The organism is Streptomyces sp. NBC_00370 (genome assembly GCF_036084755.1).
In the GTDB taxonomy this organism is placed as follows: Bacteria; Actinomycetota; Actinomycetes; order Streptomycetales; family Streptomycetaceae; genus Streptomyces.
Map to the genome: position 1 here is coordinate 3,113,779 of NZ_CP107968.1, position 15,728 is coordinate 3,129,506.

At 69.8% G+C, this 15,728-nt stretch carries 13 protein-coding genes and 1 tRNA gene; 3 read left to right on the forward strand and 11 right to left on the reverse strand.

The features are described from left to right. Window positions 1-52: 52 nt before the first annotated feature. Window positions 53-1,684, reverse strand: a complete 1,632-nt coding sequence (locus OHS57_RS13745; RefSeq protein WP_443042885.1) for an SPFH domain-containing protein — start codon at window positions 1,682-1,684, stop codon at window positions 53-55. Window positions 1,685-1,695: 11 nt separating this feature from the next. Continuing rightward, entirely contained in the window at window positions 1,696-3,099 is a 1,404-nt protein-coding gene (locus OHS57_RS13750; RefSeq protein WP_328582101.1) for a peptidoglycan-binding protein, read from the reverse strand. Window positions 3,100-3,281: 182 nt separating this feature from the next. On the opposite strand from OHS57_RS13750, the gene OHS57_RS13755 reads away from it, so the two are divergent. The 3 genes from OHS57_RS13755 to OHS57_RS13765 all read left to right on the forward strand — a co-directional run bounded on the left by OHS57_RS13755 (window position 3,282) and on the right by OHS57_RS13765 (window position 7,499). Further along, window positions 3,282-3,355 (forward strand) — tRNA-Lys (locus OHS57_RS13755). Between the two features lie 230 nt (window positions 3,356-3,585). Continuing rightward, complete coding sequence (locus tag OHS57_RS13760; RefSeq protein WP_328582102.1) at window positions 3,586-5,550, forward strand: glycosyltransferase family 2 protein; 1,965 nt, start codon at window positions 3,586-3,588, stop codon at window positions 5,548-5,550. Continuing rightward, window positions 5,547-7,499: a galactose oxidase-like domain-containing protein gene (locus OHS57_RS13765; protein WP_328582103.1), complete on the forward strand. Its 1,953-nt coding sequence runs from the start codon at window positions 5,547-5,549 to the stop codon at window positions 7,497-7,499. The genes OHS57_RS13760 and OHS57_RS13765 overlap by 4 nt, the downstream gene beginning before the upstream one ends. A gap of 47 nt (window positions 7,500-7,546) precedes the next feature. Here OHS57_RS13765 and OHS57_RS13770 read toward each other — a convergent pair whose 3' ends face one another. The 9 genes from OHS57_RS13770 to OHS57_RS13810 all read right to left on the reverse strand — a co-directional run bounded on the left by OHS57_RS13770 (window position 7,547) and on the right by OHS57_RS13810 (window position 15,727). Then, the gene (locus OHS57_RS13770; RefSeq protein WP_328582104.1) at window positions 7,547-8,593 is read right to left on the reverse strand and encodes a glycoside hydrolase family 6 protein; all 1,047 of its coding nucleotides are present in this window, start codon (window positions 8,591-8,593) and stop codon (window positions 7,547-7,549) included. 164 nt (window positions 8,594-8,757) lie between these two features. Beyond that, a complete protein-coding gene (locus OHS57_RS13775; RefSeq protein ID WP_328582105.1) occupies window positions 8,758-9,426 on the reverse strand; it encodes a class F sortase in 669 nt (222 codons plus the stop codon). A 1-nt stretch (window position 9,427) separates the two neighbouring features. Continuing rightward, window positions 9,428-10,069 (reverse strand): hypothetical protein, encoded by a 642-nt coding sequence (locus OHS57_RS13780; protein ID WP_328582106.1) that lies wholly within the window; start codon window positions 10,067-10,069, stop codon window positions 9,428-9,430. 93 nt (window positions 10,070-10,162) lie between these two features. Beyond that, window positions 10,163-10,942, reverse strand: a complete 780-nt coding sequence (locus tag OHS57_RS13785) for an HAD-IIA family hydrolase (protein WP_328582107.1) — start codon at window positions 10,940-10,942, stop codon at window positions 10,163-10,165. A 69-nt stretch (window positions 10,943-11,011) separates the two neighbouring features. After that, window positions 11,012-12,073: a 2-aminoethylphosphonate ABC transporter substrate-binding protein gene (locus tag OHS57_RS13790; RefSeq protein WP_328582108.1), complete on the reverse strand. Its 1,062-nt coding sequence runs from the start codon at window positions 12,071-12,073 to the stop codon at window positions 11,012-11,014. A 74-nt stretch (window positions 12,074-12,147) separates the two neighbouring features. Beyond that, entirely contained in the window at window positions 12,148-12,945 is a 798-nt protein-coding gene (locus OHS57_RS13795; RefSeq protein ID WP_328582109.1) for an ABC transporter permease, read from the reverse strand. Continuing rightward, a complete protein-coding gene (locus OHS57_RS13800; protein WP_328582110.1) occupies window positions 12,932-13,855 on the reverse strand; it encodes a 2-aminoethylphosphonate ABC transporter permease subunit in 924 nt (307 codons plus the stop codon). Before OHS57_RS13800 ends, OHS57_RS13795 begins: the two co-directional genes overlap by 14 nt. Beyond that, window positions 13,848-15,032 (reverse strand): ABC transporter ATP-binding protein, encoded by a 1,185-nt coding sequence (locus OHS57_RS13805; RefSeq protein WP_328582111.1) that lies wholly within the window; start codon window positions 15,030-15,032, stop codon window positions 13,848-13,850. Before OHS57_RS13805 ends, OHS57_RS13800 begins: the two co-directional genes overlap by 8 nt. Continuing rightward, window positions 15,029-15,727 (reverse strand): phosphonatase-like hydrolase, encoded by a 699-nt coding sequence (locus OHS57_RS13810; RefSeq protein WP_328582112.1) that lies wholly within the window; start codon window positions 15,725-15,727, stop codon window positions 15,029-15,031. Before OHS57_RS13810 ends, OHS57_RS13805 begins: the two co-directional genes overlap by 4 nt. Window position 15,728 lies beyond the last annotated feature (1 nt).

The window sequence follows — 15,728 nt, forward strand, 5'->3', positions numbered from 1 at the left end:
CCTCAGAGTATTAACGAACCTTGACCATGTCCATAACAACTGCGGTCCGTTGTCAGAATCGGTCGGCGCCCGCGTGCCGCCCCGTGTAGAAGGCCACCGTCAGGTCCTTGACGAGCGCCTTGCGCTCGTAGTCGTCCAGCTCGACCAGGCCGCGCGAGGTCAGCCGGTGCACCGTGTCGTCCACGGCGTCCACCACCGCCGTCAGCACGCTGTCCCGGTGCCGGGCGTCCAGCGCCGCGATCCGGCTGCGCTGCATCGCCTCGGCGATCTCCGGCGCGTACTCGATCCGCGTCGGCTGCGCCGAGAAGACGTCGACCCCGACCGACCGGCACTCGGCCGACAGCATCCTGGTCAGCGCGGCGCCGACGGCCTCGGCGTCACGCAGGGTCGGCACCGTCTCGTGGAACGCGTCGGCGGGGAGCTGCGAGAGCACCCGCGCCATGGCCGCCTCGACCTGCTCGCGCAGATACTCCTCGTGGTCCCGGACGCCGAGCGTCGCCTGCACGGTGTCCATGACCCGCCACACCACCAGCACGACGACCCGCAGCGCCGTGCCGTTCGCGTCCACGGCCGGCATCGGCTCGCTCCGCCAATGCCGCAGCCGTACGTCCACCCGGCGGCGCAGCAGCAACGGGCTGACCCAGAGCAGCCCCGTACGGCGCACACTCCCCCGGTACTCGCCGAACAGCGTCAGCACCCAGGCGTGCCCCACCCGGCCGCGGCCGAGCCCGCCGAAGGTGAACAGCACGACGAGCACACCGAGCGTGAGCAGCACCCACTGCCCGATCCCGATGCCGTGGTACGGATGCGACGACAGCCGCGCCATCCGGACCAGCTCGGCGGGGACAGCCCCGGCCCACCACAGCACGGCCGCGCAGCCGACGAGCGCGCACAGACCGACGAACGCGGCGGCCCAGCCCGGCAGTACGGGCCCCGCCCGCTCCACGAGCCGGGTGTCGACGGGTGTCGCGGGGCGCGCGGGCACGGCGCCGACCCCGGCGGGCGCGGGCACCCGGCGGACCCTCGGCTGCTCGCCGGTGCCCTGCCGCTGCCCGGCGACGGCCCGCGCCTCGTCCCTGAACAGCAGGTGCACCGGGATCTCGTGGGTGCTCTCGCCGACGATGAGCGGGCTCCAGCGGGTGGTACGCCCGTCGGCGGCGCGGGTGTCGTTGACCCGGCTCTCGCTGACCGGCACGACGTGCACCGGGGCGTCACCGAAGGGGAGTTCAGCCACCGGCGCTTCGTCGACGACGGCCTCGATCACCGCGGTGTCGCTCAGCGCCGGCTCACGCGGGGCCGGCTCGGTCAGCACCGGCTCGTCCACCGCGGGCTCACCGACCACCGGCTCACTCACGACCAGCTCGCCCGTCACCGGCTCGCCCGACACCAGTTCGCGCACCACCGGCTCGCTCACCGGCGGGCGCTCCTCGGCGGGCGCCTCGGCCACCACGGGCTCCGGAGTCGGCGTCTCGCTCTGCTGGTCCGGTACGAACGGTTCGGCGACCGGCGCGGCGGCCGGAGCAGCGGGCACGTCCGCCTCGGCCGCCGGCTCCCCGGCCACCGGGGTCGCGGCCGTCGCCTGTGTCACGTCCGTCACGTCCGTCACGTCCGGCCCGGTGCCGAGCGGCATCGCGCCGAGCGGCTCGCTCCCGTCACCGCTCGGGCGCGAGGTCATCGTTGTCATCCTTGCCTCCGTCATGCGAAGAGTCGTCGCCAGGTCTCGGCTCCGGGGTAGCCGTCCGCCGAGCTGCCGCCCCAGCCCTGGGCGCGTTGGAACGCCTGGACATTGCGCCGGTCCGCCTCACCCCAGCGCTGGGTCGGTCCGGAGACGTAGTACTTGCCGAAGCCCTTCTTCACGAGCTGCTTGCCGAGCTGCTCGACGTACTTGTTGGACTGTCCGGGCCGGAAATAGCGAGCACCGGGGAACGCCGGCGCCTTCGTACCGGCCGAACCGCCCTTGCCGCCCGCGCTCGTTCCCGTACCGCCCGCCGCGCTCTTGCCGGGGCTGCCGCCCGCGCCGGCGGGCGCGATGTCCTTGCCCAGGTGGTCGACCAGATACCGCCAGGTGTCGATGCCCGGCAGCCCGTCCGCCTCGGCGCCGCGCCAGCCCTGGGCGAGCTGGAACGCCTTCGTCGCGTTCTTGTCCGCCGTGCTCCAGCGTGGCCCGGGGCCCGTCTTGTAGTAGCGCTTGGCGCCGCGGTCGATCAGCATCTTGCCGAGCTGGGTGACGTACTTGTTGTCGGCGCCTGGCCCGAAGGACTTCGCGCCGGGGAACGGCGTTCCCTTCGTACTGCTCGCCGCGCCCGCGTTCCCCTCGGTCAGCCCCTTGTACCGGTAGGGCACGTAGCGGTCGGAGTTGCTCCAGTACGCCATCGGGGTCGGCTGCACCCGGGTGTACGGCGTGGTCTGCTCGTACGCCATGTAGGTCGAGTGCGTGTAGTCGGTCCAGCCGCCGAAGATCGTGACGTGCGAGCCCTTGCTCGGGTCGGCCGGGTTGTGGAAGAGCAGCATGTCGCCGGGCTCCAGGTCGGCCCGCGCGATCTTCACCCCGAACTTCGCGAGGCTGCCCGTCCACTCGTTGCCCGTCAGGTTCCAGGCCATCGAGACGAAGCCCGAGCAGTCCTGCCGGTATCCGTCGGACCAGAACCTGTTCATGCTGTACGGCACCTTCGCGCTCACCCACCGCTTGGCGCGGTTGATGATCTCGGCGCGGGTGCTCTTGCGCAGCGTGCCCGGCTGGCCCGCGCCGGGGCCCGAGGTCGGCGGGCCGTGCAGCGGACCGCTGTCGCCCTGCGGGGTCGAGGGATCAGGCTCGGCGGCCGGCCTGCCGGCCGCCGTCGTACCGTCGGCCGTCGATTCGTCGGCTCTGCCGAGTGCGGGGACATGACCCGGTCCTGCCGCCTGCGCGGCGCCCGCTCCCGTACCGCCCAGGACGATACCGGCGGCGGTGACCAGCACCAGCGCCTGCCGGGCGCTGTGCGCGGCACGGCCTCCGGTACGCGCGGACAGGCCCCGGGCCGGATCGCGCCGCTGTTCGGCGCATCCGGCGCAGGGGCAGTCGAGAGCGGGCTCGTACTCTTCGAAGACCGGGACGGTCATGCGATCCCCTCCACTCATCAAGATCCTTTGCCACAGCTGCTGCACGGGGTAATTGTCTCAACTGTCCTGACAAGTTGCATTTTGACGGATCAAAGGTAATAAAAGACCATCCAACAGGCATCATCAAGCATTTACCGGCTGGATCACCCCTGCCGATCGGGTAGAGTTGTCCAGGTCAGCAGGCGCCGCTAGCTCAGTTGGTTAGAGCAGCTGACTCTTAATCAGCGGGTCCGGGGTTCGAGTCCCTGGCGGCGCACGCACAGTCGAGGCCCCTTCACGGGATGTGAGGGGGCCTCGTCCGTTGCGGCCGGCAGCGCGGCCGGACCGGCAAAGTGACGCGAGTCATGCAACCGGAGGCGCGCGTTTCGTTATCTTCAACGGGGGTGGCTCCGCCACCGAGACGTCCGGGCCGGTGGCTGAGGGGGGCCGTACCCGGGTGAACCGACCGACCATCACGCAGCGCGTATGCGTGCAGGGGGACTGCTCATGACGTCGACGCCCAAGGGCGCCCGGCAGGACAACGACTCTTCCCGGACCACCCAGCTCCGAATACCCTCACAGCTCGGACACGGCGGTTCGCGGCACCGGCAGCGGAAGTCCGACGCACTCCCCCGGTACGACTACGAGCACTACAGCCGCCTCGCCGGGCCGCTGACCACGCCCGACCCGGCCAAGCCGTACACCGTGCAGTACCGCTCGCTGCTCTCGCAGGAGTCGCACCGGATACGCGCCGCCCTGCTGCTCGGCGCCGCGCCGCTGCTCTCGCTCGGCCTGTTCGCCTGGCTGATGCAGCCTCAGCACTGGACGAAGCGCGACCCGAACCTGCACAACCCGACGCTGCTGGTGCTCGACATCGTCATGCTGGTCTCGATCGGCCTGATCGAACTCTTTCGAACGCTGAACGTGCTGTCGAACGCGCACGCGACCCTGGTCGCGCGCGATCCGATCCCCGTCGTGCCGGAGACCGGCACCCGCGTCGCCTTCCTCACCTCCTTCGTGCCGGGCAAGGAACCGCTGGAGATGGTGACGAAGACGCTGGAGGCCGCGGTCAGGATCCGGCACCGCGGTCTGCTGCACGTCTGGCTGCTGGACGAGGGCGACGACCCGGCGGTCAAAGAGGTCTGCGCCCGGCTCGGCGTGCACCACTTCACCCGCAAGGGCGTCGCGCACTGGAACCAGGCCAAGGGCGCGCACCGCGCGAAGACGAAGCACGGCAACTACAACGCCTGGCTCGACGCGCACGGTTCGGCGTACGACTTCTTCGCCTCCGTCGACACCGACCACGTACCGGCGCCCAACTACCTGGAGCGGATGCTCGGTTACTTCCGCGACCCGGACGTCGGCTTTGTCATCGGACCGCAGGTGTACGGGAATTACGACTCGTTCGTCACCAAGGCGGCCGAGTCGCAGCAGTTTCTCTTCCACGCCCTGATCCAGCGGGCCGGCAACCGCTACGGCGCGCCCATGTTCGTCGGCACGAGCAACGCCGTCCGGATCAAGGCGCTCCAGCAGATCGGCGGGCTCTACGACTCGATCACCGAGGACATGGCGACGGGCTTCGAGATGCACCGCGCCACCAACCCGGCGTCGGGCCGCAAATGGCGCTCGGTCTACACGCCCGACGTGCTGGCCGTCGGTGAAGGGCCGTCCGCCTGGACCGACTTCTTCACCCAGCAGCTGCGCTGGTCGCGCGGCACGTACGAGACGATCATCAAGCAGTACTGGAAGGGCTTCTACTCGCTGCCCGTCGGCAAGCTCTTCAACTACACGATGATGATCATCTTCTATCCGATGTCGGCGCTCAACTGGATCCTGGCCGCGCTGAGTTGCGCGCTGTTCCTGGGCATGGGCGCTTCGGGTGTCGAGATCGACCCGGCGATCTGGATGATGCTGTACGGCAACGCGACGGCGCTCCAGATCGGCCTGTACATCTGGAACCGCCGGCACAACGTCTCCCCGCACGAACCCGAGGGCTCGGGCGGCCTCGCCGGTATGGCGATGTCGGCGCTGTCGGCGCCGATCTACGCCCGCTCGCTGCTGGACGCAGTCCTGCGCCGCAAGAGCAAGTTCGTGGTGACGCCGAAGGGCGACTCGTCCAGCCCGGACACCCTCTTCGGCACGTTCCGGATCCACCTCTTCTTCATCCTGGTCTTCGGCGGGTCGCTGACCGCGTCGTTCTTCAACGGCCACAGCCACCCGGCCATGATCACCTGGGCCTCGCTCGCCCTGCTGATCACGGCCGTACCGATCCTGATCTGGCGCTGGAGCATGCGGCAGGACCGCAAGCGGCCGAAGGCAGCGCTCCCACCCCCGGCGCCGGATGCCGCCGAGCCGGATCCCGGGCCGCGCGTCCCGCAGCAGGCTTATCCGTGGGAGCGGTACGAGCGCAGTCCTGCGGCATCCATCGACGAACAGACGATCCAGATCTCCCTTGGGGGACGTAAGAAATGAGCGCGACTCCCGTCCGGCGCGACCACCGTAAGATCCGCGCCCGTCGGATAGCCATCGTCTCGGCGGTGGTCCTGGTCGTGGCCGGGTTCAACGGCCCGGCGATGTACCGCTTCGGCTCGGACCAGTACCACCACTACAAGATCAACCAGGCCTCCTACAAGGAGGCAAACGGCCACTGGGACTTCCTGGACGTCCCCGCCAAGTTCAAGATCAATACGATCCACGCCTCACTGCTGCACACCGGCAAGGTGCTGCTGATCGCGGGCTCGGGCAACAACCAGCAGAACTTCGACGCGGGCAAGTTCCAGTCGGTGCTCTACGACCCGGCGGCCAACACGTACAAGATGATCCCCACGCCCAAGGACATGTTCTGCTCGGGCCATGTCCAACTGGCCAACGGCAACCTGCTGGTGGCGGGCGGCACCAAGCGGTACGAGAAGCTCAAGGGCGACGTCACCAAGGCGGGCGGCCTGATGGTCGTCCACAACGAGGACCCGGACAAGCCGATCACCCTCCCGGCGGGAACCGTGTTCACCGGCAAGGAGAACGGCAAGACGTTCGTCTCCAAGGACCCCGTCCTCGTGGAGAAGGCCACCAAGGTCTTCGACAAGACGACCGGCGCCTTCGTCCGCAACGACCCGGGTCTCGGCCGCATTTACGTCGAGGCCCGCAAGTCAGGGACGAAGTACGAGACCGGCACCGAGGACAACTACCGCGTCCAGGGCCTCAAGGGCTCCGACGCGCGGAACGTCTACGGCATCGCGCAGAAGCTCGCCCTGGACAAGAAGGACTTCCAAGGCATCAGGGAGGCCTACGAGTTCGACCCGCTGGCGGAGAAGTACATCACCGTCGACCCGATGAACGAGGCCCGCTGGTACCCGACGCTGACCACGCTCAAGGACGGCAAGGTCCTCGCCCTCTCCGGCCTGGACGAGATCGGCCAGATCGTGCCGGGCAAGGACGAGATCTTCGACCCGAAGACCCGGAAGTGGAAGTACACCGGGATCATCAGGAAGTTCCCCACCTACCCGGCGATCTTCCTGATGGACAACGGCAAACTCTTCTACAGCGGCTCGAACGCCGGCTACGGCCCGGCGAAGGTCGGCCGCGACCCCGGCATCTGGGATCTGAAGACGAACAAGTTCGACAAGATCCCGGGCCTCGGCGACGCCGACCGGATGGAGACGTCGGCCACGGTCATGCTGCCGCCCGCCCAGGACCAGAAGTTCATGGTCATCGGCGGCGGCGGGGTCGGCGAGTCGGCCAAGTCCAGTGACAAGTCCCGGCTGGTGGACCTCAAGGACGCGGATCCGAAGTTCACGGACGGGCCTTCCCTGGAGAAGGGCACCCGCTACCCGAGCGCGTCCCTGCTCCCCGACGACACGGTCCTGGTCACCGGCGGCTCGGCGGACTACCGCGGGCGCGGCGGCTCCAACGTCCTCCAGGCGCGGGTGTACGACCCGAAGACCAACAAGTACACCCGGGTCGCCGATCCAGCCGTGGGCCGCAACTACCACTCGGGCTCGCTGCTGCTGCCGGACGGCCGGGTGCTGGTCTTCGGCGGGGACTCGCTCTACGCCGACAAGGCCGACACCAAGCCGGGCGTCTTCGAGCAGCGGATCGAGATCTACACCCCGCCGTATCTCTTCCAGGGCGCACGCCCCGAGGTGACGGGCGGTCCGCAGACGGTCAAGCGCGGCGACTCGGGTCTCTTCACGGTCAAGGACCCGTCGTCCGTGAAGACGGCCAGGCTGATGCGCCCCGGCGCCGTCACACACGTGACGGACGTCGAACAGCGCTCGGTCGCGCTGGACATGAAGAAGACGGCGGAGGGCATCGAGGTGACCGTCCCGGACAACAGCGCGCTGGTGCCGTCCGGTTGGTACATGCTCTTCGTGACGGACGCCAAGGGGACGCCGTCGAAGGGCGTCTGGGTCAACGTGCCGTAAGCCGGACTTCGCGGTGCGCCCCAGGGGCAACTCACTGGGGCGCAGCGCTATTCGGAGTTGCGCGCCAGCTCCAGCGCGTACCGCGGATACCACTCGCCTGCCTTCGGACCGCCCTTGCAGGTGCCGTCCGACTCCCCCGGACGCTTGATCCACAGATACGCCTTGACCAGCGGGTCGCCGGTCTTCGTCGTGGGCGGCTCGCCGAGGGCGCGGCCCGGCGGGTTGCACCAGTTCTCGTTCGGATCGCCGCCGGAGTAGGGGCCGTTGCCGTTGCGGCTGGTGTCGATGACGAACGGTTTGTTGTTCACCTTCGCCGACAGGCTCTTGCCGAAGTCGCGGCTGGCCTGCGTCGGGTAGAAGTTCGACACATTGACGGAGAAGCCGTCCGCCTCCGCGATACCGGCCCGCTGGAGCGGCTGGTACAGGGCGTCGGGGCTCTGCCAGCCCGCGTTCCCCGCGTCCAGGTAGACCGTTGTGGCCGGCTGCTTCTTGAGCCGCTCGACGGCCCCCTTGAGCAGGTCGTAGCGCTCCTCGCCGAACTGGTCGGGGGTGCAGCCGTCCACCAGGTGCAGCACGGCGTCCGGTTCGAGGACGACGGTCGCCCGCCGGTCGCCGATGCCGTTCGCGACCTCGTCGACCCACTTCCGGTACGCGTCACCGTCCGACGCGCCGCCCTGGGAGAACTGGCCGCAGTCGCGGTGCGGGATGTTGTAGAGCACCAGCAGCGCGTCGCGGCCGGCCTTGGCCGCCGCTTCGGTGAACCCCTTGGCCTGGCCCTGGGGGTTGTCGGGGCCGATCCACTCGGCGGCCGGCTGGTCCGCGATCTTTCTGATCAGCTCCGCGTTCTTGGCGCTGTCGTCGGTGTCCTTCTTGCTGTACGCGGCGACCTGCCGGGCCGCGCTGCCGTCCGGGTTGACCCAGTACGGATCGTCCGCCTTGGGCCGCTGGCCGATCTGCGGCCGCTCTCCGCCGTCACCGCCGTCGTCGCCGCCCGACGAACACCCGGAGACCAGCACCACCGAGGCGGCGGCGACGGCCGCCCCCACCCGGGCGACGGTCCGCCCACTGCGGCGACCGGGATTCCTGCGGTACATCCACTCCCCCTCGGCGCTTCGACACCCGGGGACAGGACCGGGCGCATTCATCCTGGCACACCCGCCGGGCGGCCGAGCGCGGCGAAAACCGCCCGTGCGGGGGATCGGATTCCCCGCACGGACGGTCTCTCACCCGGAAAGGGCGGGCAGTTACTCTTCGCGGGTCACGTCTTCGCCGCCGTCAGATAGGCGGACACCACGACGTTCGCCGTGTACTCGTTCGTCTTGCGGTCGAAGGTGCCACCGCACGTGATCAGCCGCAGCTCGGCCCGCGACTTGTCGTGCGACCCGTAGACCTTCTTCGCGTCGAAGTGCTTACGGCTGAAGACCTTGACGTCGTCGATGGTGAACTCGGCGACGGAACCGTCTGTCCTGGTCACCCGGACCTTCTCGCCGGCCTTGGCGGCGCTCAGGCCGTAGAAGACCGCGGGCCGGGTCTCGGTGTCGACATGGCCGACGAACAGTGCGGCGCCCTTGGCGCCGGGCTGCACACCCCGGCCGTACCAGCCCACCGTGCCCGGCGCCGAGAACGGCGGCGGGTCGACGGCTCCCGCGGCGTCGAGCCCGCGGGAGACGACAGGCGCGGTGATCCCGATGGACGGGACGTCCACGCGCTCCGGCTTCGCGGGATCGAGCGGCGCCCTGGCCGGCGGCATCGGCACCCCGAGCGGCCGGCCGACAGCGGCCACGTCGCCCGTGGTCGGCGCCGAGCTGCCGAAGCCCGAGCCGTCGGCGACACCGCGTCCCCACAGCCACAGACCCAGCAGCAGCACGGCCCAGGCCACACCGGTGATCAGCCGGCCGGATCCCGCCACACCCTTCCCGGCGGACACGTCAGTCCGTGTTCCGGCCGGCGGCACGCTCGCGACGCGCACTCCTGAAGGCGACGGCGACCGCGGCCACACCCGCGAGCACCAGACCGATCAGGGCGTGCTGGGTCCCGGCACCGCTCGCCTGGGCGGAATTCTGGGCGTCGGACCGGCTGTCAGACTGGTCACCGGACGCCAGCGTCGCCGTACCGCCACCGCCTGCCCCGACCGGAGCGACGGGCTGCGGGTACGAGTGGTCCCCGGAGTGATCGTTGTGATGGTCCGACTTGTGCACGATCTGGACGTTGCCGACGCCGGAATGGTCGTGGCCGTCACAGTTGACGTTGATCTCGTAGCTGCCCTTGTCGGCAGAAGACCTGATGGTGGCGGAGCCGTAGAGCGGCAGCCGCGATCCGTGGTCCCTGTCGTGGTTCTTGCCACCGGACAGATCCACATCGGCGACGAACGCGTCGGACGAGACGTTCGCCCAGTTCTTCTTGCAGCCGTCGACCTTGAGCTGGACCTCGCCGCCGGGGGCGATGGTCGAGGGGGTGACCGTGACGCTCACACCGTCGTGAGCCTGGGCGGCCGTGACGCTTATCGCGGGGGCCGCCACGAGTATGGCGATCATCCCTGCGGCACGGAGAGCGAGCAATCTTGAACGCATGGTGAACCTCCTGATAGAGGAAGATTCACCCGCGCCGCCCGTTTCCGCATCCGCAGGGATCGGCCCAGGAGCGTAAAAGCGCCTCTGACGTGCTCAGATGCGATCGACCAGATCGGCGATCGAGTCAACGACGGTCGAAGGCCGGAACGGATACCGGTCGATGTCGGCCGGCGTCGTGACCCCGGTCAGCACGAGGAACGTCTCCATGCCGGCCTCAAGACCCGCCAGTACGTCCGTGTCCATCCGGTCACCGATCATGGCGCTGGTCTCCGAGTGGGCACCGATGGCGTTGAGCCCCGTACGCATCATCAGCGGGTTCGGCTTGCCCGCGAAGTACGGCTCCTTGCCGGTCGCCTTCGTGATCAGCGCGGCCACGGCGCCGGTCGCGGGGAGCGGTCCCTCGGCCGAGGGACCCGTCTCGTCGGGGTTGGTGCAGATGAACCGCGCCCCGCCGTTGATCAGCCGGATCGCCCTGGTCAGCGCCTCGAAGCTGTACGTACGTGTCTCGCCGAGCACGACGTAGTCGGGCTCGTGATCGGTGAGGATGTACCCGATGTCGTGCAGCGCCGTGGTCATCCCGGCCTCGCCGATCACGTACGCGGTGCCGCCGGGACGCTGGTCGTCGAGGAACTTCGCGGTCGCGAGCGCCGACGTCCAGATGTTCTCGACGGGCACACTGAGCCCCATCCGCGACAGCCTCGCCTGAAGGTCGCGCGGGGTGTAGATGGAGTTGTTGGTCAGCACGAGGAAGGGCTTGCCCGACTCGCGCAGTCGCTTGATGAACTCGGCTGCGCCCGGGATCGGAACCCCTTCGTGAATGAGGACACCGTCCATGTCGGTGAGCCAGGATTCGACCGGCTTGCGCTCTGCCACTGAAGTGTTCTCCGCTCTGCGACGACCATGTGCGACACGCCCAGCCTAACCAGCGCGGACAGCCGCGGCTCAGCTGCCGGTGGCGGACTTCCAGGCGTCGATGTACGAGTCGAGGTTCTTGTCGATGTCGGTCCAGTCGGGCTGGAAGACGTCGACGCCGTCGAGGAGCTTGCCCAGCGCGGTGGCGTTGGCGTCGGTGGGCCTGATGTCGGAGCGTGCGGGGAAGCCGCCGCCGATCGAGGTGACCTGCCGCTGCTCCTGCTCACTGAGCATGAAGTCGAGGAGCTTCTTGCCGTTGGCGGTGTGCGGGGCCTTGCTGACCAGTCCGGCCGCGTAGGGCAGCGCGAAGGTGGACGGCCGGGCCGCCCCCTGCTTCTTCGGGAACCAGATGGCGAGGTTCGGCATGGACGTGGCCTGGGCGAAGTTCATCTGGACGTCACCGTTGGCGACCAGGATCTCGCCCTTGTCGACCTTGGGCGCCAGCTTGGAGGTCGAGGACGACGGGCCGACGTTGTTGGCCTGGAGCTTCTTGAGATAGTCCATGGCCGGCGCCTTGCCGCCGAAGTCGTGCATGGTCTGGATGACGACGGCGGTGCCGTCACCCGCGACCCCGGGGGTCGAGTATTGGAGCTTGTTCTTGTACTTCGCGTCGAGCAGCTCCTCCCAGGTGGTGGGCGGCGTGGTCAGCTCCTTCTTGTTGAGCACGAAGCCGAAGTAGTTGTTGACGACCGAGGTCCACCTGCCGTCGGCCGACTTGTCGCCCGCCCCGACCTTGTCGACGCCGGCCGGCTCGTACGACTGGAGCAGCCCCTTGCTGTCGGCCTGCTGGATGAACGGCGGGAGGGTGACCAGGACATCGGCCTGGGTGTTGGTCTTCTCGCGCACGGCGCGCTGCACGACCTCGCCCGAACCGCCCTCGACGTACTTGACCTTGATGCCGGTCTTCTTCTCGAAGTCCTTGAACAGCTGGTCGTACCAGCCGTCGCCGTTCTCGCCCTTGAGGCCGTCGGCGCTGTAGACGGTGACGGTCTTCGCGTCGGACGCGGCCGACGAACCGCCGCAGGCGGTGAGCGAGGCGGCCACGACGAGTCCGCCGCTGACGGCGGCGAGCGGCTTGATAAAGGTGCGCATGACGTTGTGTTCTCCCATGAGTGCGAGCGGCGAGAAGCCGCCTCGGCGGTACGTGATTTCAGCGGTACGTGGTTTCAGCGGAACGTGGCTCTGGTTCTGATCCGGGACAGGCCGAGGAGGACGAGCAGCGTGGTGGCCATCAGCACCACGGCGACGGCCGATCCGGTGAAGAGGGAGCCGCGGTCGGTCGCTGTGAAGATCCGCACCGGCAGGGGCATCCAGTCGGGCGGGTAGAGCGTCATCGTGGCGCTCAACTCGCCCATGGACAGGGCGAAGCAGAGCCCGGCCGCCGCGTTGAGAGCGGGCAGCAGCAGCGGCAGCCTGACCCGCCACAGCACGTACGAGGGCCGCGCGCCGAGCGAGGCCGCGGCCTGTTCGTACATCGGGTCGAGCCGGGTGACGGCGGCGGACACCGACTGGTGGGCGAAGGCCGTGACGAGGACGGTGTGCGCGAGGATCACGATCCACCGGGTGCCGTTGAGCAGGACCGGCGGCTTGCTGAACGCGACGAGCACCGCGAGTCCGACGACCACCGACGGCACGGCGACCGGCAGCATGAACAGCGCGTCGAGCGTCCGCCGGCCGCGCTCCTTGAGCGCGGCTCCCGCGAGCGCCGCCCAGCTCCCGAAGGTGAGCGCGAGCAGGCTCGCGGCGACGGCGGTGACCAGGCTGGTGGTGAGCGCCTGGAGCGAGTCGCCGCGCACGGCGGAGCTGTAGTTGGCGGCGGTCGGCCCCGAGGGGAAGGCACCGGACCAGTGGGTGGCGAGCGAGGCCGCGAGTACGACGAGCAGCGGCAGCGCGAACAGGGGCAGGAAGAGGACGAAGAACACGGCCCAGGCGGTCCACCGGCCGCCGCGGCTATGCACCAACACGGCGGCTCACCATTCGGTAGAGGGAGTAGAGACCGACCGAGATCGCGACGTTGACGACGGCGACCACACAGGCGGCCGGATAGTCGGATTCGAGGATGGCCTTGCTGTAGACGAGCATCGGCAGCGTCGTGACGCCCTTGGCGCCGGTGAACAGGACGATGCCGAACTCGTTCAGGCACAGCACCAGCACCAGACTCCCGCCGGCCGCGAGCGCGGGCAGCGCCTCGGGGAGGATCACCCGGCGCACGATCCTGGCGGGCCGCGCGCCGAGCGAGGAGGCCACTTCGAGCTGTGCGGTGTCGAGTTGGGAGAAGGCGGCGAGCAGCGGCCGCATCACGAACGGGGTGAAGTAGGTGATCTCGGCGAGCAGCACACCCCAGGGGGTGGTGAGGAACTGGACGGGTCCCGACGCGGCGCCGGTGACATCGGTCCAGACGCCGTTGACCATGCCGACGGTGCCGTAGACGAACAGCAGCGCGAGCGTGATCAGGAAGGAGGGGAAGGAGAGGAAGACGTCGATGAAGCGCGCGACGGCGCGGCTGCCGCGGAACGGCACGAAGGCGATGACGAGCGCGAGGACGAAGCCGAGGACAAGACAGCCGGCGGTGGACCCCACGGCCAGCCACACGGTGGTGGTGAGCGCGTCGCGGAAGGCCGTGGAGGCGAAGACGTCGGCGTACGGCTGGAGGGAGTGGCCGCCTTCGTCGAGGGTGAAGGACTGCTGGACGACGAGGGCGAGCGGATAGAGGAAGAACAGCCCGAGGACGAGGACGGGCGGCAGCGCCCAGAGCAGACGCCGGGCTTTTTCGGTGGCGCGGACCGGAGGCGGCGGGGCGGCGGGCGGTGGCGCGGCAGGCGGTGACACGTCGGTGAGCGGGGGCGGTACGACGGCGGACGTGACGTCAGACATCGCGCCCGCCTCCCGCGCCCGCGCCGACGCTCGCCGCCGCGCTTTCGGCGACTGCGGCCGCCGCGCCCCTGGACGCGTCGGCGGCCTCGCCCATCGGGAGCAGCACCGCGTCCTCGGCGGCGAAGTGCACCGTGACGTCGTCCCCCAGCTCCGGGGTGACCCGCAGCTCCCGTACGTCCGCCTTCACCTGGTGCCCGGCGACGTCCACGTACAGCCGGTGCGTCGAGCCGCGCCACTGCACTTCGGCGAGCGTGCCCCGCAGCGCGTTGGGGCCCTCCCCGAGGCCGACCAGATGCGGCCGTACGCACAGGGTCGCAGCGGCGCCCTCGGCCGCCGTGCCCGTCGGCAGCTCGATCCGGGTGCCGGCGAAGGTGACGGCGGAGCCGCCCACCGCCACCCGTACCGGCAGCAGGTTCGCGTTGCCGACGAAGGACGCGGTGAACTCCGTGCGGGGCGTGCGGTACAGCTCCTGCGGTGTGCCGCAGTCCCGCAGCCGGGCCTGGTCCATGACGGCGATCCGGTCGGCGAGGGTCAGCGCCTCGACCTGGTCATGGGTGACGTACAGGATCGAGACGTCCGGCAACTCCCGGTGCAGTCGGGCCAGTTCGCCGAGCATGCCGGAGCGGAGCCGGGCGTCGAGCGCCGACAGGGGCTCGTCGAGCAGCAGCACCCGCGGCCGGATCGCCAGCGCACGCGCGATGGCGACGCGCTGCTGCTGGCCGCCCGACAGCTCGCGCGGGTAGCGCTGCGCGTACGCCGCCATGCCGGTCAGCTCCAGCGCTTCGGCGACCCGCCCGGGTATCTCGGACCTCGGCACCTTCGGGTCGCGCCGCGCCTTCAGTCCGAAGGCGACGTTGGCCTCGACCTTCATGTGCGGGAACAGCGCGTACTGCTGGACGACCATGCCGATGCCCCTGCGGTACGGCGGCAGCGCCGTGACGTCCCGGCCGCCGATGAACACCCGCCCGGCGGCCGGCCTGACGAACCCGGCGACGGCCCGCAGCGCGGTGGTCTTGCCCGATCCCGACGGGCCGAGCAGCGCCATCACCTCGCCCGGCTCCACGCTCAGGTCGAACCCGTCGAGCACGGTCTGCGTGCCGTACGTGACGCTCACCCGCTCGAAGCGGATGCCGCTGTCGGCGTTCGTCGGGTCGGTGGTCACCGCGGCGGCGGTCATCGCGTGCCGTCCCTGCGGTCGAGCAGCGCGGGCAGGTCGGCGACCGACGCCAGGACGTCCGTGGCGCCCGCGCCGCGCAGCGCGTCCTCGTCGTGCGCCCCGGTCAGCACCCCCGCGACGACCCCGGCGCCCGCGCGGACACCGCTGAGCATGTCGTACGAGGTGTCGCCGACGACGGCGACCTGGCGCACCCCGTCGGCCGCCGCCGTCCGCAGGAACGCGGCGAGCACCATGTCCGGGTACGGGCGGCCACGGCCCCCGGCGTCGGCCGGGCACAGGGTCAGCGCCGCGAGGTCCTGCCAGCCGAGCGCCGTGAGGATCGCGTCCTGGGTGACGCGGGCGAACCCGGTGGTCAGCACGACCGTACGGCCGGCCTCCCGCAGTCGCGCCACGGCGTCGGCCGCGCCCGGTACCGGCTCGATCAGACCGTCGTCGACGAGGGAGCCGTAGGCCTCCTCGAAGGCGGCGTTGGCCTGCTGGGCCAGTGTCTCCGTACCGAACAGATGGCGGAAGACGGAGATCTTCGATTCGCCCATCGTGGCGCGTACGTAGGCCAGTTTGTCGTCGTGGTCGGGCGAGCCGGGCTCGACGCCGAGCTTCTGTGCGGCGGTGGAGAACGCGCGCTCCACCAGTCCGCCGTCGGCGACGGTCGTGCCCGCCATGTCGAGCACGACCAACGAGATCGTGTCGGTCAAC